Annotated in this window: 26 protein-coding genes, 6 tRNA genes and 1 riboswitch; of the genes, 8 read left to right on the top strand and 24 right to left on the bottom strand. The window is 67.3% G+C overall.

Going from position 1 to position 23,687, the window contains the following annotated elements:
• Window positions 1-417: 417 nt before the first annotated feature.
• The 8 genes from lgt to hisI form a co-directional block, all read right to left on the bottom strand.
• Complete coding sequence (gene lgt, locus ACMX2H_RS09095; RefSeq protein WP_414960231.1) at window positions 418-1,617, bottom strand: prolipoprotein diacylglyceryl transferase; 1,200 nt, start codon at window positions 1,615-1,617, stop codon at window positions 418-420.
• 91 nt (window positions 1,618-1,708) lie between these two features.
• Window positions 1,709-2,512, bottom strand: coding sequence for a tryptophan synthase subunit alpha (gene trpA, locus ACMX2H_RS09090; RefSeq protein ID WP_414960179.1), 804 nt, complete (start codon window positions 2,510-2,512; stop codon window positions 1,709-1,711).
• Window positions 2,509-3,837: a tryptophan synthase subunit beta gene (gene trpB, locus ACMX2H_RS09085; RefSeq protein ID WP_414960178.1), complete on the bottom strand. Its 1,329-nt coding sequence runs from the start codon at window positions 3,835-3,837 to the stop codon at window positions 2,509-2,511. Before trpB ends, trpA begins: the two co-directional genes overlap by 4 nt.
• Window positions 3,838-3,930: 93 nt before the next feature.
• Window positions 3,931-4,749 carry an indole-3-glycerol phosphate synthase TrpC gene (gene trpC / locus ACMX2H_RS09080; protein WP_414960177.1) on the bottom strand — a complete coding sequence of 273 codons (819 nt, stop codon included), beginning with the start codon at window positions 4,747-4,749 and terminating at the stop codon, window positions 3,931-3,933.
• 2 nt (window positions 4,750-4,751) lie between these two features.
• Window positions 4,752-5,033 carry an HGxxPAAW family protein gene (locus ACMX2H_RS09075; RefSeq protein ID WP_414960176.1) on the bottom strand — a complete coding sequence of 94 codons (282 nt, stop codon included), beginning with the start codon at window positions 5,031-5,033 and terminating at the stop codon, window positions 4,752-4,754.
• A 118-nt stretch (window positions 5,034-5,151) separates the two neighbouring features.
• Entirely contained in the window at window positions 5,152-5,796 is a 645-nt protein-coding gene (locus tag ACMX2H_RS09070) for a Trp biosynthesis-associated membrane protein (protein ID WP_414960175.1), read from the bottom strand.
• A complete protein-coding gene (locus ACMX2H_RS09065) occupies window positions 5,793-7,364 on the bottom strand; it encodes an anthranilate synthase component I (RefSeq protein ID WP_414960174.1) in 1,572 nt (523 codons plus the stop codon). The genes ACMX2H_RS09070 and ACMX2H_RS09065 overlap by 4 nt, the downstream gene beginning before the upstream one ends.
• 59 nt (window positions 7,365-7,423) lie before the next feature.
• Window positions 7,424-7,861: a phosphoribosyl-AMP cyclohydrolase gene (gene hisI, locus ACMX2H_RS09060; protein WP_414960173.1), complete on the bottom strand. Its 438-nt coding sequence runs from the start codon at window positions 7,859-7,861 to the stop codon at window positions 7,424-7,426.
• A 109-nt stretch (window positions 7,862-7,970) separates the two neighbouring features.
• Between hisI and ACMX2H_RS09055 the strand changes: the two genes are divergently transcribed.
• Window positions 7,971-8,615, top strand: a complete 645-nt coding sequence (locus tag ACMX2H_RS09055; RefSeq protein WP_414960172.1) for a TIGR03085 family metal-binding protein — start codon at window positions 7,971-7,973, stop codon at window positions 8,613-8,615.
• A 108-nt stretch (window positions 8,616-8,723) separates the two neighbouring features.
• On the opposite strand, the gene hisF is transcribed toward ACMX2H_RS09055, so the two are convergent.
• From hisF to ACMX2H_RS08980, 15 genes are all read right to left on the bottom strand, one after another.
• Window positions 8,724-9,494: an imidazole glycerol phosphate synthase subunit HisF gene (gene hisF / locus ACMX2H_RS09050; protein WP_414960171.1), complete on the bottom strand. Its 771-nt coding sequence runs from the start codon at window positions 9,492-9,494 to the stop codon at window positions 8,724-8,726.
• A gap of 15 nt (window positions 9,495-9,509) precedes the next feature.
• Window positions 9,510-10,355, bottom strand: coding sequence for an ATP phosphoribosyltransferase (gene hisG, locus ACMX2H_RS09045; RefSeq protein WP_414960170.1), 846 nt, complete (start codon window positions 10,353-10,355; stop codon window positions 9,510-9,512).
• A 96-nt stretch (window positions 10,356-10,451) separates the two neighbouring features.
• Window positions 10,452-10,715 (bottom strand): phosphoribosyl-ATP diphosphatase, encoded by a 264-nt coding sequence (locus tag ACMX2H_RS09040; protein WP_127514683.1) that lies wholly within the window; start codon window positions 10,713-10,715, stop codon window positions 10,452-10,454.
• An 87-nt stretch (window positions 10,716-10,802) separates the two neighbouring features.
• The gene (ribH, locus tag ACMX2H_RS09035) at window positions 10,803-11,288 is read right to left on the bottom strand and encodes a 6,7-dimethyl-8-ribityllumazine synthase (RefSeq protein ID WP_136785175.1); all 486 of its coding nucleotides are present in this window, start codon (window positions 11,286-11,288) and stop codon (window positions 10,803-10,805) included.
• 57 nt (window positions 11,289-11,345) lie between these two features.
• Window positions 11,346-12,008: a GTP cyclohydrolase II gene (ribA, locus tag ACMX2H_RS09030; RefSeq protein WP_414960169.1), complete on the bottom strand. Its 663-nt coding sequence runs from the start codon at window positions 12,006-12,008 to the stop codon at window positions 11,346-11,348.
• A complete protein-coding gene (gene ribB, locus ACMX2H_RS09025; protein ID WP_414960168.1) occupies window positions 11,998-12,669 on the bottom strand; it encodes a 3,4-dihydroxy-2-butanone-4-phosphate synthase in 672 nt (223 codons plus the stop codon). Before ribB ends, ribA begins: the two co-directional genes overlap by 11 nt.
• Window positions 12,666-13,292: a riboflavin synthase gene (locus ACMX2H_RS09020; protein ID WP_414960167.1), complete on the bottom strand. Its 627-nt coding sequence runs from the start codon at window positions 13,290-13,292 to the stop codon at window positions 12,666-12,668. Before ACMX2H_RS09020 ends, ribB begins: the two co-directional genes overlap by 4 nt.
• Window positions 13,293-14,381: a bifunctional diaminohydroxyphosphoribosylaminopyrimidine deaminase/5-amino-6-(5-phosphoribosylamino)uracil reductase RibD gene (ribD, locus tag ACMX2H_RS09015; protein WP_414960166.1), complete on the bottom strand. Its 1,089-nt coding sequence runs from the start codon at window positions 14,379-14,381 to the stop codon at window positions 13,293-13,295. It abuts the gene before it with no gap.
• On the bottom strand, window positions 14,378-15,106 hold the full coding sequence (gene pnuC / locus ACMX2H_RS09010) for a nicotinamide riboside transporter PnuC (RefSeq protein ID WP_414960165.1): 729 nt from the start codon (window positions 15,104-15,106) through the stop codon (window positions 14,378-14,380). The genes ribD and pnuC overlap by 4 nt, the downstream gene beginning before the upstream one ends.
• Window positions 15,107-15,215: 109 nt before the next feature.
• Window positions 15,216-15,360: riboswitch (FMN riboswitch) on the bottom strand.
• A gap of 71 nt (window positions 15,361-15,431) precedes the next feature.
• Window positions 15,432-16,091, bottom strand: a complete 660-nt coding sequence (gene rpe / locus ACMX2H_RS09005; RefSeq protein ID WP_414960164.1) for a ribulose-phosphate 3-epimerase — start codon at window positions 16,089-16,091, stop codon at window positions 15,432-15,434.
• A gap of 68 nt (window positions 16,092-16,159) precedes the next feature.
• Complete coding sequence (locus tag ACMX2H_RS09000; RefSeq protein WP_414960163.1) at window positions 16,160-17,734, bottom strand: RsmB/NOP family class I SAM-dependent RNA methyltransferase; 1,575 nt, start codon at window positions 17,732-17,734, stop codon at window positions 16,160-16,162.
• Window positions 17,731-18,660 (bottom strand): methionyl-tRNA formyltransferase, encoded by a 930-nt coding sequence (gene fmt, locus ACMX2H_RS08995; protein WP_414960230.1) that lies wholly within the window; start codon window positions 18,658-18,660, stop codon window positions 17,731-17,733. The genes ACMX2H_RS09000 and fmt overlap by 4 nt, the downstream gene beginning before the upstream one ends.
• A 17-nt stretch (window positions 18,661-18,677) precedes the next feature.
• Window positions 18,678-19,274: a peptide deformylase gene (def, locus tag ACMX2H_RS08990; RefSeq protein ID WP_414960162.1), complete on the bottom strand. Its 597-nt coding sequence runs from the start codon at window positions 19,272-19,274 to the stop codon at window positions 18,678-18,680.
• A 63-nt stretch (window positions 19,275-19,337) separates the two neighbouring features.
• Window positions 19,338-20,207 (bottom strand): cytochrome, encoded by an 870-nt coding sequence (locus tag ACMX2H_RS08985; RefSeq protein ID WP_414960161.1) that lies wholly within the window; start codon window positions 20,205-20,207, stop codon window positions 19,338-19,340.
• Window positions 20,208-20,353: 146 nt separating this feature from the next.
• Window positions 20,354-20,428: transfer RNA gene (locus tag ACMX2H_RS08980), tRNA-Val, on the bottom strand.
• 326 nt (window positions 20,429-20,754) lie between these two features.
• Between ACMX2H_RS08980 and ACMX2H_RS08975 the strand changes: the two genes are divergently transcribed.
• From ACMX2H_RS08975 to ACMX2H_RS08950, 6 genes are all read left to right on the top strand, one after another.
• A tRNA-Gly gene (locus ACMX2H_RS08975) sits at window positions 20,755-20,828 on the top strand.
• A gap of 61 nt (window positions 20,829-20,889) precedes the next feature.
• A tRNA-Cys gene (locus tag ACMX2H_RS08970) sits at window positions 20,890-20,960 on the top strand.
• A 45-nt stretch (window positions 20,961-21,005) separates the two neighbouring features.
• Window positions 21,006-21,077 (top strand) — tRNA-Val (locus ACMX2H_RS08965).
• Between the two features lie 35 nt (window positions 21,078-21,112).
• A tRNA-Gly gene (locus ACMX2H_RS08960) sits at window positions 21,113-21,189 on the top strand.
• Window positions 21,190-21,231: 42 nt separating this feature from the next.
• A tRNA-Val gene (locus ACMX2H_RS08955) sits at window positions 21,232-21,306 on the top strand.
• Between the two features lie 115 nt (window positions 21,307-21,421).
• Complete coding sequence (locus ACMX2H_RS08950; protein WP_414960160.1) at window positions 21,422-21,670, top strand: antitoxin; 249 nt, start codon at window positions 21,422-21,424, stop codon at window positions 21,668-21,670.
• Between the two features lie 137 nt (window positions 21,671-21,807).
• On the opposite strand, the gene zapE is transcribed toward ACMX2H_RS08950, so the two are convergent.
• Entirely contained in the window at window positions 21,808-22,845 is a 1,038-nt protein-coding gene (gene zapE, locus ACMX2H_RS08945; protein ID WP_414960159.1) for a cell division protein ZapE, read from the bottom strand.
• A 346-nt stretch (window positions 22,846-23,191) separates the two neighbouring features.
• On the opposite strand from zapE, the gene ACMX2H_RS08940 reads away from it, so the two are divergent.
• A partial coding sequence (locus ACMX2H_RS08940; RefSeq protein ID WP_414960158.1) for a sulfurtransferase occupies window positions 23,192-23,687 on the top strand: 496 nt, incomplete at its 3' end.

Here is a 23,687-nt window from a genome sequence, read left to right as displayed (position 1 = left end):
CCGTGGCATGCTCACCCGGGGCAGCGCACTCGATGCACAGGGTTCGGATGGGGCCGCAGGGATTATCGATGCGGTCGATCAGCCACGACCGCCGGAACCGCACTAGTGGTGCGCCTGGCCGGCGGATTATCCACGTCAGTGTGGTCGGCACGCTGCATATTCTGCCCCCAGTCGGTAGTCCGGGATGGTGCGTACCTGTTCGTTCCGGTCTGCCGATGAGGGCCGACCGATGCGCAGAACTTGTCCGTTCTACGGTAGAGAGACGATAGCACGGCAGGCGCCGGGTAACCCAGAATTTTCAGGATTTTTAACGCGCGTTTTCCAGATTGTTAACAGCGGATTTTGAGCAGCGAGTGATCACAACAAAGCCGCCGGAACGAATGTGGGTACGTTCGTTCCGGCGGCTTTGCGCGGCTGCTAGTCCTGGCTCCGGTTTTTCTCTGCCTCTTCGGCCCTCAACGGGTCGGCAGGGACGTCGGTGGCGGGCTCCTCGGTGTCCACACCGGACCCTGCCGCGGGCGCTTCACTGCCCTTCTCCCCCGCGGCCGGGGAGGATCCCGCGTCGCGCGGGGACGGAGCGGCGACAGAAGACGCTGCCTCGCCTTGGGAGGGGGCGGCCGGAGAAGGCACTGCCTCGCCTTGGGACGGAGCGGCATCGTCGTCGGCAGCGGGAGCCGGCTGGCCCGGCTCGGCCGTTTCGGCTGCCGGTTCCGCGCCCTCCGCGTCCTTTGCTTCCTCCGTGGGCTCCTCCACGGGCGCCCGGCCCGGCAGGTACACCGAATCGGTCTCCGCGGTGCGCGGCTGCCGGGCGAGCACGATGAAGATCGCCACCGCAACAACCAGCAACAGCACGGATGTCCACACGTTCAGGCGCTGGGTGATGCCGAGGATGGTGATCATCTCGGCATCGTCGATGCGGAGCATCTCGATCCAGACCCGGCCGAGCGTGTAGAACGCGACGTACAGCCAGAACAGCATGCCGCGGCGGAACTTGAAGCGCTTGTCGAGCAGCAGCAGCAGTGCCACGCCGGCCAGGTTCCACAGCGACTCGTAAAGGAAGGTGGGGTGGAACAGCGTACCCGGGGCAGCGTCGGCCGGGAAGTTGGGGCTGTCCGCGTCAATCTGCAGGCCCCAGGGCAGCGTGGTGGGTGCGCCGAACAGTTCCTGGTTGAACCAGTTGCCCCACCGTCCGATGGCCTGGGCCAGCAACAAACCGGGGGCGGCCGCGTCCATGAAGGCTGGCAGTTTGATGCCGGCCCGGCGGCACGCGATCCAGGCCCCGAGCAGGCCGAAGGCCACCGCACCCCAAATGCCCAGTCCGCCGCGCCAGATCTGCGGGATGAGGGCGAGGTCGCCGTTCGGCCCGAAGTAGGCATCGGGCGAGGAGAAGACGTGGTACAGGCGCCCGCCGATGATGCCGAACGGGATGGCCCAGATGGCCGCATCCCAGATGAACTCGTCGGGTCCGCCGCGGGCCTTCCAGCGCCGGCTGGTGAGCCAGAGCGCTGCCACGATGCCCAGCAGGATGCACAGCGCGTAGGCGTGGATGGTGAGCGGGCCGATGCTGAAGCCGGACCAGCCGGGGCTGGGGATGGAAGCCGGGACGGCCATTGCCATAGTCGTGCTGTACACCAGATTCGTCCTCTAGGCCGAAGTTTGCAGGTTAAGGCGCGGCCGCGGACGAACCGCTGACCCACCGGTTATTCTGTCAGGCCCGGGCGGTGCCTTCGCTCAGCCGCGCCGCCAGTGCGCCCAGTGCTTCCACGCCGGAGTGGCCGAGTTCGGCAACCAGTGCCGTGCCCACGATGGCGCCCTCGGCATAGGCGCCGATCTCCCGAACGTGCTCCGCATTGGAGACGCCCAGGCCGACGCATACCCGTTCAGCGCCGGCCTCGTGGGCGGCCTGGACCACTCGCTCGGCGGCACTGGAAACATTCTCACGTGCGCCGGTGACGCCCATGATCGAGACCGCGTAGACAAAACCTCGGCTGGCCTTGACCGTCATGGCCATCCGTTCCGGTGAGGACGAGGGAGCGACCAGGAATACCCGGTCCAATCCGTATTTGTCCGATGCCTCGAACCATTCGGCGGCCTCGTCCGGAATCAGGTCCGGTGTGATGAGTCCGGCGCCGCCGGCTTCTGCCAGCCGGCGGGAGAATTCGTCCACTCCCATCCGCATCACCGGATTCCAGTACGTCATCACCAGCACGGCGGCATCGCAGCGGGCGGTGATCCCGGCGACGATGTCGAATACCTGGCTGACCCGGAAGCCGTCCTTCAGCGCCTGCACCGTGGCGGCTTGGATGACCGAACCGTCCATCACGGGGTCGGAGTAGGGAATGCCGATCTCAATGACGTCGGTGCCGTTCTCCGCCAGCGCGACGGCGGCATCGATGGTGGTCTGGACGTCCGGGTAGCCCGCGGGCAGGTAGCCGACCAGTGCGGTGCGGCCCGCGGCCAGGGCGCGGTCGATGGCGGCCGCCGACTTGCTGGCGGTAGCGGTATTGTTCACAGCTGCTCTCCTTCGGAGCCGATTCCAGCCTCGGGTGATTCCTGCGGGAGCAGGCCGAACCACTCGGCGGCGGTGGCGACGTCCTTGTCGCCCCGGCCGGAGAGGTTCACCACAATGATGACGTCCTGCGGGTTGTCTTTGCCCTCGGTCAGGCGCTTGCCCACCCGCAAGGCACCGGCCAAGGCATGTGACGATTCGATCGCGGGGATGATCCCCTCGGTGCGGCAGAGCAGCCGGAAGGCGTCCATGGCTTCGGTGTCGGTGACCGGTTCGTAGGTGGCCCGGCCGATGTCCGCCAGGTAGGAGTGCTCGGGTCCCACGCCGGGGTAGTCGAGTCCCGCCGAGATCGAATGCGACTCGATGGTCTGGCCGTCCTCGTCCTGCATCAGGTAGGAGCGTGCGCCGTGCAGCACACCGGGCCGGCCCAGCGTGATGGTTGCGGCATGCCGGCCGGTGTCCACCCCGTCGCCGCCGGCTTCGAAGCCGTACAGCGCCACTTTGCGGTCATCCAGGAAGCCGTGGAAGATGCCGATGGCGTTGGAGCCGCCGCCGATGCAGGCACAGACCGCATCCGGCAGGCGGCCGGTCTGGTCCAGGATCTGGGCGCGGGATTCTTCGCCAATGACCTCATGGAAGTAGCGGACGAGCGCAGGGAAGGGGTGCGCCCCGGCCGCGGTGCCCAGCAGGTAATGCGTGTTGTGCACGTTCGCTACCCAGTCGCGGAGGGCTTCGTTGATCGCGTCCTTGAGGGTCTGCGATCCGGCGGTGACCGGCACCACGGTGGCTCCGAGCAGTTCCATCCGGGCCACGTTCAGGGCCTGCCGGCGGGTGTCTTCGGCGCCCATGTAGACGACGCATTCCATGCCGAGCAGGGCGGCCGCGGTGGCGCTGGCCACGCCGTGCTGGCCGGCACCGGTTTCCGCGATGATCCGGGTCTTGCCCATCCGCTGGGCCAGCAGGGCCTGGCCCAAAACGTTGTTGATCTTGTGGGAGCCGGTGTGGTTCAGGTCCTCGCGCTTGAGGAAGATCCGGGCGCCGCCGGCATGCTGGGAGAAGCGTTTGGCTTCGGTGAGCAGCGAGGGCCGGCCGGAGTAGTTCTTGTTCAGTTCGGCGACCTGGGCAATGAATTCGGGGTCGGCTTTGGCCTTTTCGAAGGTGTCTTCCAGCTCGTCCAATGCCGCAATCAGCGATTCGGGCATCCAGCGCCCGCCGAAGGCGCCGAAGTACGGACCGGGGGCATGGCGAAGGCTGCTTCCGGCCAAGAAAGCGTCGGCTGCTTCCTGCGGGTTTCCGGACTCTGCCGGGGTGTCGGGGCTCTGCGTCATGGCGGTCCTGTCTAGTGCTGGGGGCAGGCGGCGGAGCCATGGAGGTCCACTGCCTGCCCCTGGAAGATTCTTTACCTGGTACGGGCCGTTGCCTCAGCGGCGGGAGGCAACAGCTTCGGAGCCGGCCGTGCCGAATTCCGCAACGGCCGCTTCCGGATCACCCATCGTGACCAGCGCTTCGCCGACCAGGACGGCGTTGGCGCCCTGGCTGGCATAGTCACGGACGTCGGCTACCGAGCGAACACCGGATTCCGCCACCACCACGGCGCCGGCCGGAATCCTGCCCGCGAGCTCCGCGAACAACGAACGGTCCACGTCCAGGGTCTTAAGGTTGCGGACATTCACCCCGATGATGCGCGCGCCGACGGCCACGGCCCGGTCGATTTCCTCGGCGGTGTGCGTCTCGACCAGGGCGTTCATGCCCAGGTCGTGGGTGAGGGCCAGCAGGGCCTTCAGTTCGGCATCGTCCAAAGCAGCAACGATCAACAGCACCAAATCCGCACCGTGGGCGCGGGCCTCGAAGATCTGGTATTCCTCAACGGTGAAGTCCTTGCGCAGCAGCGGCAGGTCCACCGCGGCGCGCACGGCGTCGAAATCGGCCAGCGAGCCGTTGAACCTGCGCTGCTCCGTCAGCACGCTGATGACGGCTGCGCCGCCACGTTCGTAGGCAGCACCGAGTTCGGCCGGATCGGCGATGGCCGCGAGCTCTCCCTTGGAGGGGCTCTTGCGCTTGACCTCGGCGATCACCTTCAGCGCGGCGCGGGGTGAATCGTTGCCGCCCAGGGCGGCGTAGGCGTCACGGGCCGCGGGTGCCTCAGCGGCCTGCCGCTTGATCTCCTCGAGCGGGACTTGGGCGCGCCGGGATTGGAGGTCTTCGCGGACCCCAACGATGATGTCGTCGAGAACGGTCACGCTTAGTGTCCGCTCCCTTGGATCTTGCTGCCGTCCACGCCGTAGCCGGCCTTCTTCATGATCCAGCCAACGATCAGGCCGATAAGGATGACCACCACGCCGGCCCAGAACACCACGTTAGAGGCCATCACGAAACCGATGCCGGACACGATGGAGCCCGCGATCATGATGAACACGCAGGTCCAGGCGGCGGGGCTGTTGCCGTGGCCGATGACTTCGTCGTGGATGCTGCCTGCCGGATCCGTCTTCATCGCGGTTTCGGTGGTGGTGGCGTGGTTGGCCATGGTGTTTCTCCCTCTCAACGGTTCTGCTATTCATTCTGCCATTGTTTGGCTCTACGGCAGGCCAGTGTGACACGCAGGCCGGCGGCCCGGCCTCGTGTCCTGGGCCGGTACAGGCGGTTCAGTCGGTCGGATCCTCGCCGCGGCTGAGCTGGTCCCAGCTGTCGATTTCGTCGACGTTGCCGGCCCGGTCGGAGGGCATGCCGTCGGCCTGCCGCTCGGCGGCCGGCACGTACTTCTTCGACGCGGCCCAGGACCGGCCAGCCAGGACCAGCCAGATGGCCATCGCCACCAGCAGGATTCCGGCGCCGGCCCCTAGGTATGGAAAGGCGGTGACGACGACGGCGGCCTCTCCCCCGATCTGTCCGGTTGCCTCGCCGATGGCGGCGGAGGCGGCGGCCGCGGGGTTGGCGATCACGGCAACGCTGGCGGCGGCGATGCCGATGCCGGCGGCTGCCAGCAGCACGGCGATCACGATGCGCGCAATCCGGCCGGCAATGGAAGCCGCCAGGGCTGCCGCCAGCGCCACCAGGGCCAGGGCAGTCACTGCGGTCGCGGCGTCGCTGCCGGCTACGCTGACGTCCGGGGTCTGGACCCTGGTTCCGGGAAGGTGCGCGGTGAGCCACGTCTGCGTCGTCGTGCCGAAGGCGGCCAGGGCGACCGCCACCGCGGCGAGGACCACTATGCCTTTGCGCTGCCACCGCGACGCGCCGGTTGTGCGCCCCGGCTGCCCGCCCTTGGCCGGCATTGCCTTGTCCTCGCTCATGATTGTCCCTTGACCGGCACATGCGCCGGGTTGGCTTGGTGCAGCCGGGCCGCCAACGTCACCGCCCGCAGCGGAGCTGCCGCCTTGTTCACGGTCTCGAGCGCCTCGGCCTCCGGCTGGGAGTCGGCCACGATCCCGCCGCCGGACTGGACGTAGGCGGTCCCGCCGCGCAGCAGCGCGGACCGGATGGCGATGGCCATGTCCATGTCCCCGGCAAAGTCCAGATAGCCCACCACTCCGCCGTAGATGCCCCGCCGGTGTGGTTCCAGTTCGTCCAGCAGCCGCAGTGCGCGCGGCTTGGGGGCGCCGGAGAGCGTCCCGGCAGGGAACGTCCCGGCCAGCACGTCGTAGGCGGTCTTGTCCGGAGACAGCCGGCCCACCACGGTGGAGACCAGGTGCATGATGTGGCTGAACTTTTCCACTTCCATGAACTGCGTGACATCAACGCTGCCGGGTTCGCAGACCTTGGAGATATCGTTGCGGGCCAGGTCCACCAGCATCAGGTGCTCGGCGCGTTCCTTCTTGTCCGCCAGCAGTTCCTCGGCCAGTTCCTTGTCGTGCTCCACGCTGTGCCCGCGCGGCCGGGATCCCGCGATCGGATGGGTGATGACTTCATCGCCGGTCACGGTGACCAGCGCTTCCGGCGAAGATCCCACGATCGAGTAGCCCACGCCGTCGGCGTCTTCCAGGCTGAATAGGTACATGTAGGGGCTGGGGTTAAGGTTCCGCAACACCCGGTAGACGTCGAGCGCCGGGGCCGAACACTCTGCCTCGAACCGGCGCGAGATCACCACCTGGAACACCTCGCCGTCGACGATTGCTTCCTTGCCGCGGTCCACAGCCGCCAGATACTTCTCGCGGGCCCACCGGTGGGTCACGCTGTTCATCAGGTCATCGGTGGCCAGCGAGGCATCTTCGAGCACGGAAACCTGCTGCGCCAGTGGTTCGGCCAGTTGGGCCAGCATGTGCTTGGCCCGCTTCACAGCGTCCAGCCAGGCCTCGTCGACGCGCTCATCGCGGTTGTCGAAGTTGATGGCGTTGGCAATCAGCGTGACCGTGCCCTCGGCGTTGTCGTGCACCGCCAGATCGGTGACCAGGTTCATGGCAAGTTCGGGCAGGTTCAGGTCGTCCTGGGGCGGGGAGGTGAGTTTTTCCCAGTGCCGCACGGCCTCCCAGCCGACGAAGCCGACCAAACCGGACGTCAGCGGCGGCAGCGATTCAAAGCGCTCGGTGCGCAGCGCCTCAACGGTCGCGCGCAGTGCCTCCACCGGGTTGCCGTCGCGCGGCACGCCCACCGGCGGCTCGCCCAGCCAGTGCCCCTGTCCGTCCTTGGTGGTCAGCGTTGCGCGGGAATGGGCGCCGATAAAGGAGTAGCGCGACCAAACACCTCCCACCGCAGCGGACTCCAGCAGGAAGGTGCCCGGCCGCGAGTCTGCGAGTTTGCGGTAGATCGAAATCGGGGTCTGGTCATCGGCCAGGACCTTGATGGACACCGGGATCACCCGTCGGTCCCGCGCCAAGGTGCGGAATTCTTCCAAGCTGGGGCTGATGACTCCGAGGTCCTGCATGCGTTATCCGTCTTTCACTTCAGTCGCTGATCAAGTTGGGAAGGGGGCCGGCAGCTGCTTCAGCTGTCCAGCGCTGGTCCGTTGTCCGAGGTAGGCCGCCGGCCGGCGACAGCACCCAGGTCGCGGCCGTCAAAGCAGGTGCGGGTGCCGGTGTGGCAGGCCGCCCCCACTTGGTCCACCCGGACCAAGAGGGCATCGCCGTCGCAATCCAGCGAAACCGACTTGACGAACTGCACGTGCCCGGAGGTATCGCCCTTGCGCCAATATTCCTGCCGGGAGCGTGAATAGAAGGTCACGCGGCCACTGGTCAGCGTGCGGTGCAGCGCCTCATCGTCCATCCAGCCGAGCATCAGCACCTCGCCGGAATCGAACTGTTGGACCACAGCGGCCACCAGTCCGGCGGAGTCGCGTTTGAGCCGCTCGGCGATCGCCGGATCAAGGGCGGCGGGACCGGCGGCGGGCGGCGGAGTGTTCGGGGCATCAGGCTGGGACGACATCCCTACAAGTCTAGTGCCAAGTCCCCGTGGCCCCGGCCCGCACCGGGGCATCCTGCGCGGGCGTGAGGTACGGCCCGAAACTGGCGGCTTCGTGCTAGGTTCAGGAGTGATGCATTACGTTAATCCGTCCCGTGAAGTCCTGGCCGAGACCTTGCTGGCTGCCGGGCCGGATTCGCCTACCCTGTGCGAGGGATGGAAGACGGCGGAGCTCGCCGCTCACCTGTACATCCGGGAACACCGGGTGGGGGCCGCGTTGGGGCTGGCGTTCAAGCCGCTCGCCAAAGTTTCCGACGACGCCACCCGGAAGACGGCGGACAAGGCCCGTGCCACGGCCGGCTACGCCAAACTGGTGGAGGCCTTCCGCGCCGGGCCACCGGCCATCTCGCCGTTCAAGGTTCCGGCCGTGGACAACGTGGCCAACCTGGTGGAGTTCTTTGTCCACACCGAGGACGTGCGCCGAGCGACCGACCGCTGGGCGCCACGCGCCCTCGACGAGGACTATTCGACGGCGCTGTGGGACGATCTGGTCAAGCGCGCCGCGCTGTTGTACCGCGGCGTGGACCTGGGCATTGTGCTGGTGCGTCCTGATGGGCCACGGCACGTGGCCAAGCGCGCCCCGGTTTCGGTAGCCATCGTCGGAGAACCCGGCGAACTGCTGATGCATGCCCACGGCCGCACCAAGCATGCCCTGGTCACCTTTGAGGGCCAGCCCGATGCCCTGGCCCTGCTGGAAAGCGCCGACATCGGCCTCTGAGGCACCTCTCCCGAAACCCGGCCACTGACGCACCCCTGAAGACACCGGCCACCCGACGCTAGGCGCCGGCCGGTCCCCCGCTGTGCCCTGGACCGGCCGGGCAGCGGATCAGCGGACCGGGTAGCCCGCTTCGCGGATGGCCTGCTTGACCTGGGCAATCGCGTCGTCGGGACCAAAGTGGAACACCGAAGCGGCCAGCACGGCGTCGGCGCCGGCGGCGACGGCCGGCGGGAAATGTTCCGGCTTGCCGGCACCGCCCGAGGCGATCAGCGGAATTTTCACGGCGGCCCGGACGGCGCGGATCATTTCCAGGTCAAAGCCGTCCTTCGTGCCGTCGGCGTCGATCGAGTTCAGCAGCAACTCCCCCACGCCGCGGTCCGCAGCTTCCTTCGCCCACTGCACCGCGTCGATCCCGGTACCTTTGCGGCCGCCGTGCGTGGTGACTTCGAAGCCGGAGGCCACCGAGGGGTCGGCAGTGCGGCGGGCGTCGAGCGAGAGCACCAGCACCTGGGAGCCAAAATGCCGGGTGATTTCGTCGATCACGTCGGGCCGGGCAACCGCGGCGGTATTGATCGCGGCCTTGTCCGCCCCGAACCGAAGCAGCTTGTCGACGTCGGCCACTTGCCGCACGCCGCCGCCCACGGTCAGTGGGATGAAGACTTCCTCGGCGGTGCGGGCAACGACGTCGAACGTCGTTTCACGGTTGCCGGACGAAGCGGTCACATCCAGGAAGGTCAGCTCGTCGGCGCCGGCGCGATCGTACCGGTGGGCCAGTTCCACCGGGTCACCGGCGTCGCGCAGGCCTTCGAAATTTACTCCCTTGACCACACGTCCGGCGTCGACGTCGAGGCAGGGGATAACGCGGATGGCAACAGTCATGGCTTACTCCGGACCTCAGATGCGGCAGGCGTGGATGGTGCTGACCAGGATGGCCCGGGCACCGAGATCGTAGAGCTCGTCCATGATCCGGTTGGTCTGGGTCCGGCGGACCATCGAGCGCACGGCTACCCAGCCGGTGTCGCGCAGCGGCGAGACCGTCGGCGATTCCAGTCCGGGCGTCAGGGTCGCGGCGGCGTCGACCAGGTCCTTGCGGATGTCGTAGTCCATCATCACGTATTCGCGGGCCACAATGACGCCGCGGAGCCGGCGCATCAGCACGTCCAGTCCGGGCGGAGGGTTCTCCCCGGAGCGGCCAATCAGCACGGCCTCGGACTTCAGGATTGGTTCGCCGAAAATTTCCATGCCGGCAGCGCGCAAGGTGTTGCCGGTCTCCACGACATCGGCGATGGCATCGGCAACACCCAGCCGAACGGAGGATTCAACCGCGCCGTCCAACCGGACGACGGAGGCTTCGATGCCGCGCTCGGACAGGTAGCTGCGCAGCAGCCCGTCATAGCTGGTGGCCAGCCGCTTGCCGTTGAGTTGCTCGGCGCGGGAGAACTCCCCCACCGGGCCGGCGAAGCGGAAGGTGGAAGACCCGAAGCCGAGGTTCATCAGCTCCACGGCCTCAACCTGCGCATCCAGGAACAGGTCGCGGCCGGTGATGCCGACGTCCAGGGTGCCTGACCCCACATAGACGGCAATGTCGCGCGGGCGGAGGAAGAAGAACTCAATATCGTTGTCCGGGTCGGTCATGACCAGTTCGCGGCTGTCGCGGCGCTGGCGGTAACCGGCCTCCCCCAGCATGGCGGAGGCGGCCTCGGACAGGGATCCCTTGTTGGGAACTGCTACACGGAGCATGTGAAAGACTTTCTGGAATCGGCTCGGCCGCAGCGCGGCCTTCAAGGTTGGATTCGGCCTGGGTCCGGGCGGGGCGCCGACGAGGGCGGCGTCCCGCTACAGATGCTTGTAGACGTCCTCCAGCTGCAGTCCCTTGGCAATCATCAGGACTTGCAGGTGGTACAGCAGCTGGGAGATCTCCTCAGCGGCGGCTTCGTCAGATTCGTATTCGGCTGCCATCCAGACTTCGGCGGCCTCTTCGACGACCTTCTTGCCGATCCCGTGGATACCGGAATCCAGCTCGGCTACCGTACGGGAGCCCTCCGGGCGCTGCTGCGCCTTATCGCTCAGTTCCGCAAACAGGGATTCGAAGGATTTCACGCCCTTTAGCCTACGTCAGGAGCGCGGGACGGCGGCAAACCGCCGTCCCCATTGTGACGAACCCCTCCGCGCCGCCAGCTGGCCGGCTCAAACGCCGAGGCCCCTGAGCGTGGCCGCGGTAGCCAAAGCCGCGGTCACCGCTTCGTGCCCTTTGTCCTCCGTGGAGTCCGCCAAGCCGGCACGGTCCAGGCCTTGCTGCTCCGTATCGCAGGTCAGCACGCCGAAACCCACCGGCTTGCCGGTCTGCACACTGACATTGGTCAGTCCGTCGGTGGCGGCCTGGCACACGTACTCAAAGTGCGGCGTGCCCCCGCGGATCACCACGCCGAGCGCCACCACGGCGTCGTAGTGCGGAGCCAGGCGGGCGGCTGCCACCGGTAGCTCGAAGGCACCGGGCACGCGGACCAAGGCAGCGTCGTCGATGCCTGCCTCGGCGGCCGCCCGCAGCGCGCCGTCCACCAGCCCGTCCATGATCTGGGTGTGCCAGCTGGCGGCGACAATGGCCAGCTTCAGCCCGCCGGTCGCCTCCTGCAGGCCGCTGATGTCGATAACCGGGGCTCCGTGTCCGCTCATGTTCTTCCTTCGTGAATGTCTTTGTCAGTTGTGGATGGTGTGGCCGGGGCGCAGGCGTCAGCTCTGCTGCACCGGGGTGGTCTGGAGGACTGCCAGCCGGTGGTCCATGCGGTCCCGCTTGGTCTCCAGGTAACGGCGGTTCTGCTCGCGGTAGGGGACTTCGGCGGTCACCATGTCGACCACCTCGATGCCCAGTGCCGCCAGCATCCCGCTCTTGGCCGGATTGTTGCTCAACAGCCGGATGGCGCCGATGCCCATGGCTCGCAGGATAGCCGCGGCAGCCGAATAATCGCGCGCGTCCACCGGCAGCCCCAGCTGCTCATTGGCTTCCACCGTGTCTGCGCCGGCTTCCTGCAGCGCATAAGCCCGCATCTTGTTGGCCAGGCCAATGCCGCGCCCCTCCTGACCGCGCAGGTAGAGGACGGTTCCGCCTTGCTCGGCGATCAGTGCCAGTGCCTGTTCCAGTTGTTCGCCGCAGTCGCAGCGGTAGGAGGCGAACACGTCCCCGGTCAGGCATTCGGAGTGCAGCCGGACCAGCGGCTCGGCCGCCGGCTGGACCGGGGAGGTGATGCTCAAGTGCTCCACGCCGGTGGCGGCGTCGGTCCAGGCTTGGGCCAGGAAGTTGCCGAAGGCAGTGGGCAGCTGCACCGACGGCCCGCCCTCGACCGTGGCGGCCGGTGCCTTTTCGCGGATGTCGCCGCGGATGTCGTCAGTGGCCATGATCAGCCACCTCCGGGAAGGAGGCCGGTTCTCCCCCGGCCAGGTGGTTCGCGAGGTCCTCGATGGAGACCAGCGGGCAGTTGTGCTCGTCCGCAAATGCGCGCAGCGCCGGCAACCGCATCATGTCCCCCTCGTCATGCACCAGCTCCGCAATGACACCGACCGGCGCCCGCCCGCCCAGCCGGCACAGGTCCACGGCCGCCTCGGTGTGCCCGCGCCGTGCCAGCACCCCGCCGTCGACCGCACGCAACGGAAAGATATGGCCAGGCCGGGTCAAGTCCGCCGCGGTGCTGTCCGCCGCCGCGAGCACCGATGCGGTGCGCGCCCGGTCCGCAGAACTAATCCCTGTGCTCACGCCGACAGCGGCGTCGCAGGACACCGTGTAGGCCGTGCCCTTGGCATCCTGGTTGACTTCAACCATCGGCGGCAGTCCCAGTTCGTCCGCGCGGGACGCCGGGAGCGGCACGCAAATGACGCCCGAGGTATGGCGGATGGTCCAGCCCATCAACTCGGGGGTCGCGGCGTCCGCTGCGAAGATGATGTCGCCTTCGTTTTCCCGGTCCTCGTCATCAACAACGACGACGGCGCGGCCCGCGGCGATCGCGGCCACCGCGGCTTCGATGGTGTCCAGCGCGATGCGATGCTCCACCGCGGCGCTCATGACCGCGCCCCGGGGGTGAAGGCGAGCAGCCGCTCGGCATACTTGGCCAGCACATCCACTTCCAGGTTCACCGTGTCTCCGGGCTGTTTTGCCCCCAGGCCGGTGTCGGCCAGTGTGGTGGGTATCAGGCCGACTTCGAAGAACTGCGTTGCTGCCGACGCGTCGCTGACCGAGGTGACCGTCAAGGAGACACCGTCCACGGCAATGGACCCTTTCTCCGCGACGTAGCGGGCCAGCTCCCGGGGAACGGTGAAACGCAGGCGTTCCCAGTCGCCCAAATCCTCGCGCTCAGTCAACGTGCCCACGCCGTCCACATGTCCTTGGACCACGTGCCCATCCAACCGGCCGCCGGCCGGCACGCAGCGTTCCAGGTTGACGGTCTGCCCCGGCCGGAGCGACCCGGTGGTGGTGCGGGTGAGCGTCTCGCCCATCACGTCAACACTGACCCGGCTGCCGTCCAGCGCCACGGCGGTGAGGCACACCCCGTTGACCGCGATCGAGCCACCGAGTCCCAGGCCGGATGCGGTTTGCGGTGCGGTGAAGGTCAGCACGGCGCTGTCGGTGGCTGGATTCAGGTCCAGGGCTTCAACCCGCCCTTGTTCGACGATGATTCCGGTAAACATTCACTTGCCTTTCTGGGTGCCGCGGAACGGCAGGGGTTCAAGGTGCAGGCGGAGGTCCGCGCCCAAGGTGCGGGCATGGCCGTCGGCGCTGTCCCAGCGCCACCGGCCTGCCTCCGCCAGTGTCCCGATGCCAAGGTCGGCCACAGCGCGGGTGCCTGCACCGAGCATCAGCGGCGCCAGGTAGAGGATCAGCTCGTCGACCAGGTCGGCGCGCAAGAAGGCCGAGGCGATGGTGGCTCCGCCCTCGATCATGGCGTGTCCCACGCCGCGGCCGGCCAGTTCGGCCAGTACGTCAGCGGGATCATGGGTAGCCAGTTGCAGGAAGCGACCGTCGGTGCCGCGGACTGCCGCGTCTGCGGGCACCTTCCGGCGCCCCATCACAACGCGCAGCGGTTGGTCCGGCGTTTCGGCTCCAGTCCGGTCGCGGGCGGTCAGCCGCGGGTTGTCGGCGGCGATGGTTCCGGTGCCGGCGATGATCGCGTCCGCGCGGGAGCGGATGCCGTGGCTGTCCGCCCGGGCTTCCTCCCCGGTGATCCATTGGCTGGTGCCGTCTGCCGCAGCGATCAGCCCGTCCATTGTCTGGGCGATGTGCAGCGTGGTGAACGGGCGGTTTTCCCGCCGGGCCTGGAACCAGCGGTGGTTCAGTTCCTGGGCCTGCAGCGACATCAGTCCGGTGCGCACAGCTACCCCGGCCTCCGCCAGCCGCTGCGCTCCGCCGGCCGCCTGGTCGGTGGGGTCGGCCGCGGCGTAAATAAGCGAACCGATGCCCGCTGCCAGAATGGCAGCTGAGCAGGGGCCTGTCCGGCCAGAGTGGTTGCATGGCTCCAGCGTCACCAGCATGGTGCAGTCCGCCAGCTCCGCCGCACGTCCCGACGGAACGTTGGCCAGCGCATCCACTTCGGCGTGCGGCGTGCCGGCGCCCCGGTGGTATCCGGTGCTGACCACGTCGCCGCGCGGATCGATGATGACCGCTCCGACCACGGGGTTCGCGCCGCGCACACCCTGGCCGGCGGCCGCCAGCGCCAGCTCCATGCCGCGCTGCTCCGCCGTCGAAAAATCCTGGCCGGGGCCGGGGGCTGGCTGGCTCATCGCGCCGGCACCGTCTCGTCGCCGCTGTCAGCCCGGGCCGGCTGCCCGATCCGCGGATCGGGGTGCAGCGTCTCGACCTCGGGCTTGGCCTGTGCGTTGGCCCGCCACCAGACGAAGAACCCAACCAGTGTGAAGCCTCCGTAGAAGAGGTACATGAAGGCGCTGGCGTAGTAGCCGGCGCTGAACAGCAGTGGCACGCCCACAATGTCCACGGCAACCCAGATCAGCCAGAATTCAACCCAGCCGCGGGCCATGCCATAGGTGGCCAACAGCGACCCGACGAAGGTCCAGGCGTCGGCCCATACCGGCTCATAGGAACCCAGCGCAGCGAAGACCGGGGTCAGGGCAACGGTGCCCAGGAGCAAGGCAGCCACCAGGCCAACCCGCGCCTTGCCGCCGGCCCACTGCGGGGTGATGGCGCGGCCGCTGCCGTTGCGGGCGGAGCGCCAGCGGTTCCAGCCGTAAACGGCCACCGCGATGAACATGACCTGGCGGCCTGCCTGTCCCAGCAGGTTGGCCGTGCTGGCGGAGCCGAACAACGAGCCGAGGAAGACCGTCAGCAGGAGGAGGTTGCCGATAATGCCTACCGGCCAGGCCCACACTTTCCGGCGCATGCCGCCGAGGGCGCTGAGGAGTCCAAAAACGTTTCCCAGAACTTCGCGCAGCAGCAGTGAGCTGCCGGCAACGGGAATCTGAGCTTCAAAGAGCCACCGCAGAAAATCCATGCCGTTCCTTTCGAGCCGCGGCGGCTCCGGGGGAACGACAGTGCGGTAGGTCCGGGCACCCGGGTTGACTGGCCAGTGGCCGTACCCGGTGGCCCATTGCTGCCACCTGTACGTGCTTCTCCCATCCAGACTTTAACTGTCGGTACCGGAATTCCACCGGTTCAACCGTGGCCTCGGGTTCCGGGTGGAACTTTTGGCAACGGGTCGCGGACTATAACCGCCGGTTCGGACTTACACCGACCCCGGAGCACGTTGTGTTTGCGTAACTATGCTCTCACAACTGCTGCAGGGGGTCCCGCATTCCCGTCACATCGTGTAACAGCAGTCACAGGACCTTGGCAGCGGCCCGCAGCGAGGCGATGGCTTGTTCTGGGTCCGCCTGTCCGTAGACGGCGGAGCCGGCGACGAAAACCGTGGCGCCGGCCTCGGCGGCCCGCACAATCGTCTCTTCGGTGACGCCACCGTCCACTTGGATGGCCACCGGCAGTCCGGAACCCGCTACCGCGTTCGCCGCCTTGCGGATCTTGGGCAGCGTCACATCCAGGAACGCCTGGCCGCCGAATCCGGGTTCAACGGTCATGATCAGCAGCAGGTCCATCTCGGGGAGCAGATCGAGATACGGTTCGACGGCGGTGGCCGGCTTGAGCGCCATTCCCGCCTTGGCTCCGTGGGACCTCAGTTCCCGGGCCAGCCGCACCGGTGCCTTCGCCGCTTCCACATGAAAGGTCACCGAGTCGATGCCTGCTTCGGCATAGGCCGGCGCCCAGCGGTCGGGGTCGGCGATCATCAGGTGGGCGTCCAGCGGCAGGCTGCTGACTTCCTGGATCCGCTGCACCACCGGCAGCCCGATCGTCAGGTTCGGCACGAAGTGGTTGTCCATCACGTCCACATGCACCGCGTCCGCGGTGCTGATGCGCTGCAGTTCGGCTTCAAGGTTGACGAAATCAGCCGAGAGGATGCTGGGGTTGATGCAGCAGTGTGCCATCGGGTGCTTGCCTGCCTGTCTTGGTGTTGTAGGAGTGGGGGAACCTGGGCCGGTTGCCCCGGGGCGGGTCAGCTGCTCCGGCGCAGCAGGGCCATGAACATGGCATCGGTGCCGTGGCGATGCGGCCAGAGTTGCGTGGTTGTCCCGCCGGCCCGGCCAAGCGTGTCCCCTCCCGGTTGTCCTGCGTCCAGATGGCCCGGCAGGCTGACGCCGTCGAGGACGGCGGACGTGTCCAGGAGGTCCAGCCCGGGGTGCCGGCGGAGCAGGTCGGCCACGACTGCGGTCGTCTCTGCCGGGTGCGGTGAGCAGGTCACGTAGGCGATCAGGCCGCCCGGCTTCGCGGCCGCGACGGCGGCTTCGAGCAGGTCGCGCTGCAGCGGACCAAGTTGCGCAACGTCGGAGGGCTTCCGGCGCCAACGGGATTCCGGTCGGCGCCGGAGCGCTCCCAATCCCGTGCAGGGCGCGTCCACCATGATCCGGTCGAACTGGCCGGCGTACTGGTCGCCGACCTCGCGGCCATCTCCGGTTCGGACTTCCCAGACGTCTGCCGGGACCGGCGCCAGCGCCTTGCGGACCAACTCAGCCCGGTGCTCGGCTACCTCATTGGCCAGCAGTGTGGCGCCCTGTTCGGCGGCCAGCGCGGCCAGCAGCGCCGCCTTGCCGCCGGGGCCGGCGCACAGGTCAAGCCACCGCTCTCCGGGAGAGGATGGGGCAGCGGCGGCCAGGGCACGGGCCACCAGTTGCGAGCCGGCGTCCTGCACTCGGGTGGTTCCGGCCCGTACGCTGGCCAGGCGGCCGACGTCGCCGCCGGCATACAGGGCCGAACCCTCCACCAGTTCGCCGGGCTCGGCGCCTGCCTCGACCGCCTCGTCCAACGAACCCAGTCCGGGCAGGGCCACCAGATTCACCACCGGCGCGGCGTTGTCGGCAGCCAACAGGTCTTCCACTTCGTCCACGCTGCGGCCATGTCCGGCCAACGACTGCCGCAGGGCGCGCACGATCCATTCCGGATGGCTGTGTTCCAGGGCGGCTGCCTTGACCGGGTCGGTCTCCCCCGCGGTCAGCTCGGCGGTCCAGCCGCTCAGGTCGTGCGCCGTCACCTTGCGCAGCACGGCATTGATCAGCGACCCCGGCCCGGCACCGATGACCGCGCGGGCCAGGCTGACCGTCTGGTCCAAGGCGGCGTGGGCCGGGACCCGCATGGCCAGCAACTGGTGGGCGCCGAGGCGCAAGGCGTCAAGGATCGCCGGGTCCAACTGCTCCAGGGGCCGGTCGACACAGCGGGCGAGGATGGCATCGTAGGTGCCCAGGCCGCGCAACGCGCCGTAGGTCAGCTCCGTGGCGAAACCGGCGTCCCGCTTGTCCAGCCGGTGTTTGCGAATGCTCGCCGGCAGCACCAGGTTCGCATACGCGTCGTCCCGTTCCACCGCGCGCAGCACCTCGAAGGCGGCCAGCCGGGCAGGATCTGCCGTCCTGGACCGCTGCGACGGTGCCGATTGCGAGTAGTGCCGGGTGCCGCCGCGGTTGCGCTCACGACCGGCAGCATCGCGTCGACCGCTTCCCTGGCCCCTGCCGCCCTGGCGTCCGAGCCCTTCATTGTTGCCGCGGCCGCTGTTCCGGCCGCCTTCGTTCCGGCCGCTCATTCGAAGTGCACATCCTCACGCTGCCCAAGCCCGCGGGCCCAGTCTGCAGCATCCATCATCTTTTTGCCTGCCGGCTGGACCTTGTCCAGCTCAACCGCATGCGAGCCGGTACCCACCAGTGCGGACGCGGACGATCCGCCGGACAGCCTGACGGCGCCCGGCGGCAAGTCCCGGGTTTCCGGCCGCGGCCGTACCGGTCCCAGTTTGAATCGCTGCCCCGCAAGCATGGTCCAGGCACCCGGCTCGGGCGTCACACCGTTGATGCGGCGGCGGATGGCGAGTGCCGGCTGCTGCCAGTCGATGTGCCCGTCCTCCAAGGACAGCTTCGGCGCCAGGCTGACCTCGCCGGTTTGTGCCACAGCCGCGGCTTTGCCTGCGCCAACGGCCGCGAGGGTTTGGGACAGCAGCACGGCGCCGCTGCGGGACAGCCGGTCCAGCACGTCGCCGCTGGTGTCCTCCGGGCGCAATGCCTCGGTCAGCGTGCCGTAGACCGGGCCGGTGTCCAGGCCCTTTTCCAGCAGAAAGGTGGAAGCACCGGTGACGTCATCTCCGTTGATGACGGCATGCTGCACCGGCGCGGCACCGCGCCATGCGGGCAACAGCGAGAAGTGCAGGTTGATCCAGCCGTGTTCCGGGATGCCCAATGCTGTTTCCGGGACCAAACCGCCGTAGGCCACAATGGCGGCCACGTCCGGAGCGGCCGACCGGATGGCCTCCATCGCGGTCTGGTCGATCCGGTTGGCCCGGATCACCGGGACGCCGAGTTCGCCGGCACGGGCGGCCACCGGTGAGGGAGTCAGGACGCGTTTCCTGCCGACCGGCGCATCCTCCCGGGTGAGCACTGCCACGATCTCGAAACCGTCCTGGACCAGCCGGTCAAGGGACGGCACCGCCACCGCAGGCGTGCCGGCGAATAGGACGCGCAACCCGCTCCCGCCGTCCGTCATGCCAGCGGCTGCCCGAAGGAACCGGTCCGTGCCGGTGCCGCTGCGCGGCTGAAGCCCGAACCGACGTGGGCTGCACGCTTGGCCTGGGTTTCGCCGGCTACTTCGTTATAACCCGCGTTGCGGATGGATCGCAGCGCGTTCTTGCGGTCCTCGCCGGTCAGGTGGTCGATGTAGAGGATGCCGTCCAGGTGGTCGGTCTCATGCTGGAAGCAGCGGGCCAGCATGCCTTCGCCTTGGTACTCCACCGGATTGCCGTGCACATCCTGGCCCGTGACCCGGGTCCAGCGGCGCCGGCGGACCGGATAGCCCAGCCCGGGAATAGACAGGCAGCCTTCGGCCACGTCTTCTTGGAAGTCTTCGCTGAGCTCAAGCACGGGGTTGACCACGTGGCCCCTTTGCCCACCCACCCGGAACGTGAAGACCCGCAGGCTGACGCCGATTTGCGGGGCGGCCAGCCCGGCTCCGTCGACGTCCTCCATGGTTTCGTCCATGTCCGCCACCAGCTTGGCCAGTTCCGGCCCGAACTCGGTCACCGGTTCCGCCTTGGTCCGCAGGACGGGGTCGCCGATAATCCGGATGCTCAGGATCGCCATGTAGTTCTTGTCCTCACTGCTGCCGCGTTGACGGCGCTGAAAGTGGTTGGGTTCCGGTCCAGTTTAGTGGGCCTGTTGGGCTGCCTGCAGTGCCGGGGACGGAGGCGCGATCGGCAGCAGCGCGCGGCCGGCTTCCGACACCTGAAGATGCGTCTCCCAGGCACGCCGCAACGAGCAGAACCGGTACCAGTGCCAGCGGAGCACCTCCGGGTTGGCCCGCATGGGGCGGACTTCCGTCTCGCCGATCGCCACGCCCAGCAGCAGCGGGTCCTCGCCGTGCGCCCACGGCTCCCAGCTTCCCGCGGCACCGTCCACCAGCGACTCCTGGGCCTTCATGCCCGCAACCAACTGCATGACCACCTTGTCATTGAGCGCCTTGACCTGGCCGTTGCGGTCGGTCCCCTTGGTCTTGAAGTCGATCAGGCAGGTACGACCGCCGATCCGGGCCACCAGGTCCAGGGTGCCGGCGTACCCCACTTCCTGGTTCCAGACAGTGATCTCCGGAGCAATCGGCTCGACCGAGTAGAGCTGCCACCATTCATCGAACCTGTCGGCAAAGGCTTCTTCCCCGTTTGCCTTGAGGGCCTCCCTGGCGCCGGCGACATCATGGTCCTTACCCAGCGCCCGCAGCGCCACCTGTTCGCAATATCCGTGGACCCGGTCGCCGCGCAGCGCCGCCGCGTCCCGGTAGCGGTCGGCCGCCAGCGTGGCTTCTTTTGCCAGTGTCCGCAGCCGACCTGGATTCCCGGCGGCTTCGGCCAACCGGGCGTCCGAGGCCAACGAAGTGGCGGCCATGTGCGCAAACCAGCCGTCCAGCGTGGTCGGCTCCTGCGCGATCACGGTGGTGATGGAAGGGACCGACGGCGGCTCCGAGGTGGAGCGCGCGTACATCCGGCCGTTGGCGGTGGCATGCGCAAGGAGTGGTGCAGTCATATAGAGATCTTCTCAGGTTCCACTGACGGTTACGGTCCGCAATCCTCGGTTGCCGGCCGCCTGCTGCCACCGGCACCCTTCGGTGTCCTTGGTATCGCACAACAAAAATCCCGGCCGGGCTGCTGCCTGGCCGGGATGTTGTGAAGTGGTGGGCGATACTGGGTTCGAACCAGTGACCTCTTCGGTGTGAACGAAGCGCGCTACCACTGCGCCAATCGCCCCAACATGTTGCCGATGCGCCGAACGCTTTCTGCAACGTGTAGAAATGCTAGCCCACAGGTCCGGAGAATCAAAAATCGGCGGGACGTGCTGCCTGCATGTCGGCTGATGCGGCCGCGCTGGAGGTCGCAGCAAAGGCGCGACGGCCGCCCTGAAGAGTACCGACGGCGGGCTCTAGGACCCGCCGGTTTCACCGGCGTTTCACGCGCTGGAGATGCCGATTGGACGAAGCGCGAAACGTCCTATAGAGTTTTTACTCGTTGGAAATCACAACGACGCCGCGAGCGGTTCCACAAACGGTTCGCGGTTACAGTGATGGATAACTTCTGCGGACGTAGCTCAGCTGGCTAGAGCACCACCTTGCCAAGGTGGATGTCGCGGGTTCGAATCCCGTCGTCCGCTCGCAAGTCACTGTTTAGTGCCAGCGTCGCTGGCCGGTCCTAGGGCATTAGCCCATAGGCGCGGTGGGGTGGCCGAGAGGCGAGGCAGCGGCCTGCAAAGCCGTATACGCGGGTTCGAATCCCGTCCCCACCTCGTGCGGTGGCACGGCAAGCAGGCACACATCTCGTGAGAGATCACGGGCGATTGGCGCAGCGGTAGCGCGCTTCCCTGACACGGAAGAGGTCACTGGTTCGATCCCAGTATCGCCCACTGAAACAGACCGGAGTAATCCGGAACCGTTTCGTGCGGACGTAGCTCAGCTGGCTAGAGCACCACCTTGCCAAGGTGGATGTCGCGGGTTCGAATCCCGTCGTCCGCTCCAGTTTTTTCTTCAGTTCCTCCATCGCCCGCCTCGGGCAGACCGGGGCGATTGGCGCAGCGGTAGCGCGCTTCCCTGACACGGAAGAGGTCACTGGTTCGATCCCAGTATCGCCCACCATCGGATGGCTCCCCTTCGCGGGAGCCTTTGTTGTTTAAACTATTGAGCACCCGCTGCGAAGTGCCTACGATGGAATGGCAGGGGCGAAAGGCCCCCCGTCGGAAAGGAGGTGCCAGTGTCGTTATTTGACGAGCTCAAGGGCAGGGCAGGAGCACTCAAGGACAAGGCAGCCGGTCTCGTGGGAGAAAACTCTGACACGATCAAGGGTGCCGTCGGCAACGTCGGTGGATACATCGATACCAAGACCGGCGGTAAGTATTCCGAGCAGGTAGACGGCCTGCAGGCCAAGGCATCCGGCTTCGTCGATTCGTTCGGCGGCAGGGGTGGCCAGGCGCCGTCCGACGGGAAGCCCTCGTCCAACTAGTCCTTAGCACGCCAAGGAGGGTGCCGGACCGCCGGGAGGCGGCGCCGGCGCCCTTCTTCATTAAGGCAGCGCCGCTCTTCGTTGAAGGGCGGCGCTGTTTCGTTCAGGTGCGGTGCTTGCCCGGGAACGGTCGGGATCTAGACTGCGGCTTCGCCGGTCTGGCCTTCACGGGCCAGCGCGGTCAAACGGGAGACGGCCCGGAAGTACTTCTTCATGTAGCCGCCGGACATCATTTCCGGTGTGAACAGTTGATCGAACGGCACACCGCTGGCGATGATCGGCACATCCTTGTCGTACAGGCGGTCGGCCAGCACCACGAACCGCAAGGCCAGGGCCTGTTCGGAAATGGTGTGGACATTGTGCCAGGCCACCGCATCCACGCCGTCGAGGAACTGCCGGTAGCGGCTGGGATGCACGCCTTCCAGATGGTTGACCAAATCCGAGAATTCGTCGGCGGCCACCACCTTGCCGTCGAAGTCGTGCAACCGGCGCTTGAGGTCATGGTTGCTGAGCGGTTCCGGAGCGGCGGGGAGCCCGCGGTGCCGGTAGTCTTCGCCGTCTACACGGATGACGTCGAACTGGTCGGAGAGCACCTGGATTTCGCGCTGGAAGTCGACGGCGGCAAAGCGGCCCTCCCCCAGCGAACCGGGCAAGGTATTGGACGTGGCGGCAAGCTTGACCCCGGCGTCGGCCAGCTCGCGCATCAGCCGCGACATCAGCACCGTGTCGCCTGGATCATCCAGTTCGAACTCGTCGATGCAGACCAGGCGGTAGCTGCTCAGGGCTTCCACCGTCTTGCGGAAGGACAGCGCACCCACCAGGTTGGTGTACTCGACGAAGGTACCGAAGGCCTTCGGCCCGTCCACCGCGTGCCAGAGCGAGGCGAGCAGGTGCGTCTTGCCTACGCCGAACCCGCCGTCCAGGTAGATGCCGGCCCGGCTTTCCGTCTTGCCGCCGCCAAACAGCTTCCTCAGGCCCTTCGGCTTGGGCCGGTCCACGGCAGCGGCAAAGTGCTGCAGGGCCTTGACCGCGGCGGCCTGTGACGGCTGGGCCGGGTCCGGCCGGTAACTGGCAAAGGACACCTCACCGAAGCGCGGCGACGGGTGCAGGCCCGCCAGCAGTTCGTCCACGGACACACTGGGGGTCCGGCGTGAAAGCTGTTCAATCTTGGGCACGTGAAACTTACCGCTGCTTTCCTGACATGGGGTTCATAGACATAGCGGACGGAATGCCGCCAGCAAAACGATACGCTACCCGCGCCAATCAGCGGCAGTTGGTGTCGACCGGGCCGTATCGGGAACTTCGCCCGGCCACGGCATTCCGGCCCGGCCACATCGGGAACCCGACCCGGCCTCACCGGGAACTCGGCCCGGCCTCATTGGGAACGGATTCCATGTGGCGCCGGTGACGAATATGGCTCGGCGTGAACGCCCGGAAGCATTTGCCGGCTGCGGTGGTTAGGCTAAACAGGAGTCCCGCGCCGTGATCGACGGCCCCTGCACGCTACAGAAAGGTCCTGCCATGCCCATTGCCGCTGAGCAGAACGAAAAGTTCGCCGCCTACGCCAATCCCGACCGCTTGGTCTCCACGCAGTGGTTGGCCGACAAACTGGGCACGGACGGCCTGGTGGTCGTGGAGTCCGACGAAGACATTCTGCTGTACGAAACCGGGCACATCCCGTCGGCGGTGAAAATCGACTGGCACACCGACCTGAATGATCCGGATACCCGCGACTACGTGGACGGGGAAGGCTTTGCCGCGCTTCTCGGTTCCAAGGGCATCAGACGCGACACCACGGTGGTGCTCTACGGAGACAAGAGCAACTGGTGGGCAGCCTATGCCCTGTGGGTGTTCACCTTGTTCGGCCACGAGGACGTGCGCTTGCTGGACGGCGGCCGGGACAAGTGGATCGCGGAAGGCCGCGAGCTGACCACCGAGGTGCCGCAGCCGGCCCCGGTGGACTACCCCGTCATCGAACGCGATGACGCGCCGATCCGCGCGTTCCTCAGCGATGTGC

The sequence above is a fragment of the Arthrobacter sulfonylureivorans genome (genome assembly GCF_047607445.1).
Lineage (GTDB): Bacteria > Actinomycetota > Actinomycetes > Actinomycetales > Micrococcaceae > Crystallibacter > Crystallibacter sulfonylureivorans_A.
Note: the sequence above shows the minus strand (reverse complement) of the source record. Positions and strands in the feature narration are given on the sequence as shown.

What these genes read in the sequence shown, in the direction of transcription:
- lgt (WP_414960231.1), bottom strand. Translation starts at nt 1,617, where the DNA reads ATGGCAATGGCCGTCCCGGCTTCCATCCCCAGCCCCGGCTGGTCCGGC.
- trpB (WP_414960178.1), bottom strand. Translation starts at nt 3,837, where the DNA reads ATGACGCAGAGCCCCGACACCCCGGCAGAGTCCGGAAACCCGCAGGAA.
- ACMX2H_RS09075 (WP_414960176.1), bottom strand. Translation starts at nt 5,033, where the DNA reads ATGGCCAACCACGCCACCACCACCGAAACCGCGATGAAGACGGATCCG.
- ACMX2H_RS09070 (WP_414960175.1), bottom strand. Translation starts at nt 5,796, where the DNA reads ATGAGCGAGGACAAGGCAATGCCGGCCAAGGGCGGGCAGCCGGGGCGC.
- ACMX2H_RS09065 (WP_414960174.1), bottom strand. Translation starts at nt 7,364, where the DNA reads ATGCAGGACCTCGGAGTCATCAGCCCCAGCTTGGAAGAATTCCGCACC.
- hisI (WP_414960173.1), bottom strand. Translation starts at nt 7,861, where the DNA reads ATGTCGTCCCAGCCTGATGCCCCGAACACTCCGCCGCCCGCCGCCGGT.
- ACMX2H_RS09055 (WP_414960172.1), top strand. Translation starts at nt 7,971, where the DNA reads ATGCATTACGTTAATCCGTCCCGTGAAGTCCTGGCCGAGACCTTGCTG.
- hisF (WP_414960171.1), bottom strand. Translation starts at nt 9,494, where the DNA reads ATGACTGTTGCCATCCGCGTTATCCCCTGCCTCGACGTCGACGCCGGA.
- hisG (WP_414960170.1), bottom strand. Translation starts at nt 10,355, where the DNA reads ATGCTCCGTGTAGCAGTTCCCAACAAGGGATCCCTGTCCGAGGCCGCC.
- ribH (WP_136785175.1), bottom strand. Translation starts at nt 11,288, where the DNA reads ATGAGCGGACACGGAGCCCCGGTTATCGACATCAGCGGCCTGCAGGAG.
- ribA (WP_414960169.1), bottom strand. Translation starts at nt 12,008, where the DNA reads ATGGCCACTGACGACATCCGCGGCGACATCCGCGAAAAGGCACCGGCC.
- ribB (WP_414960168.1), bottom strand. Translation starts at nt 12,669, where the DNA reads ATGAGCGCCGCGGTGGAGCATCGCATCGCGCTGGACACCATCGAAGCC.
- ACMX2H_RS09020 (WP_414960167.1), bottom strand. Translation starts at nt 13,292, where the DNA reads ATGTTTACCGGAATCATCGTCGAACAAGGGCGGGTTGAAGCCCTGGAC.
- ribD (WP_414960166.1), bottom strand. Translation starts at nt 14,381, where the DNA reads ATGAGCCAGCCAGCCCCCGGCCCCGGCCAGGATTTTTCGACGGCGGAG.
- pnuC (WP_414960165.1), bottom strand. Translation starts at nt 15,106, where the DNA reads ATGGATTTTCTGCGGTGGCTCTTTGAAGCTCAGATTCCCGTTGCCGGC.
- rpe (WP_414960164.1), bottom strand. Translation starts at nt 16,091, where the DNA reads ATGGCACACTGCTGCATCAACCCCAGCATCCTCTCGGCTGATTTCGTC.
- ACMX2H_RS09000 (WP_414960163.1), bottom strand. Translation starts at nt 17,734, where the DNA reads ATGAGCGGCCGGAACGAAGGCGGCCGGAACAGCGGCCGCGGCAACAAT.
- def (WP_414960162.1), bottom strand. Translation starts at nt 19,274, where the DNA reads ATGGCGATCCTGAGCATCCGGATTATCGGCGACCCCGTCCTGCGGACC.
- ACMX2H_RS08985 (WP_414960161.1), bottom strand. Translation starts at nt 20,207, where the DNA reads ATGACTGCACCACTCCTTGCGCATGCCACCGCCAACGGCCGGATGTAC.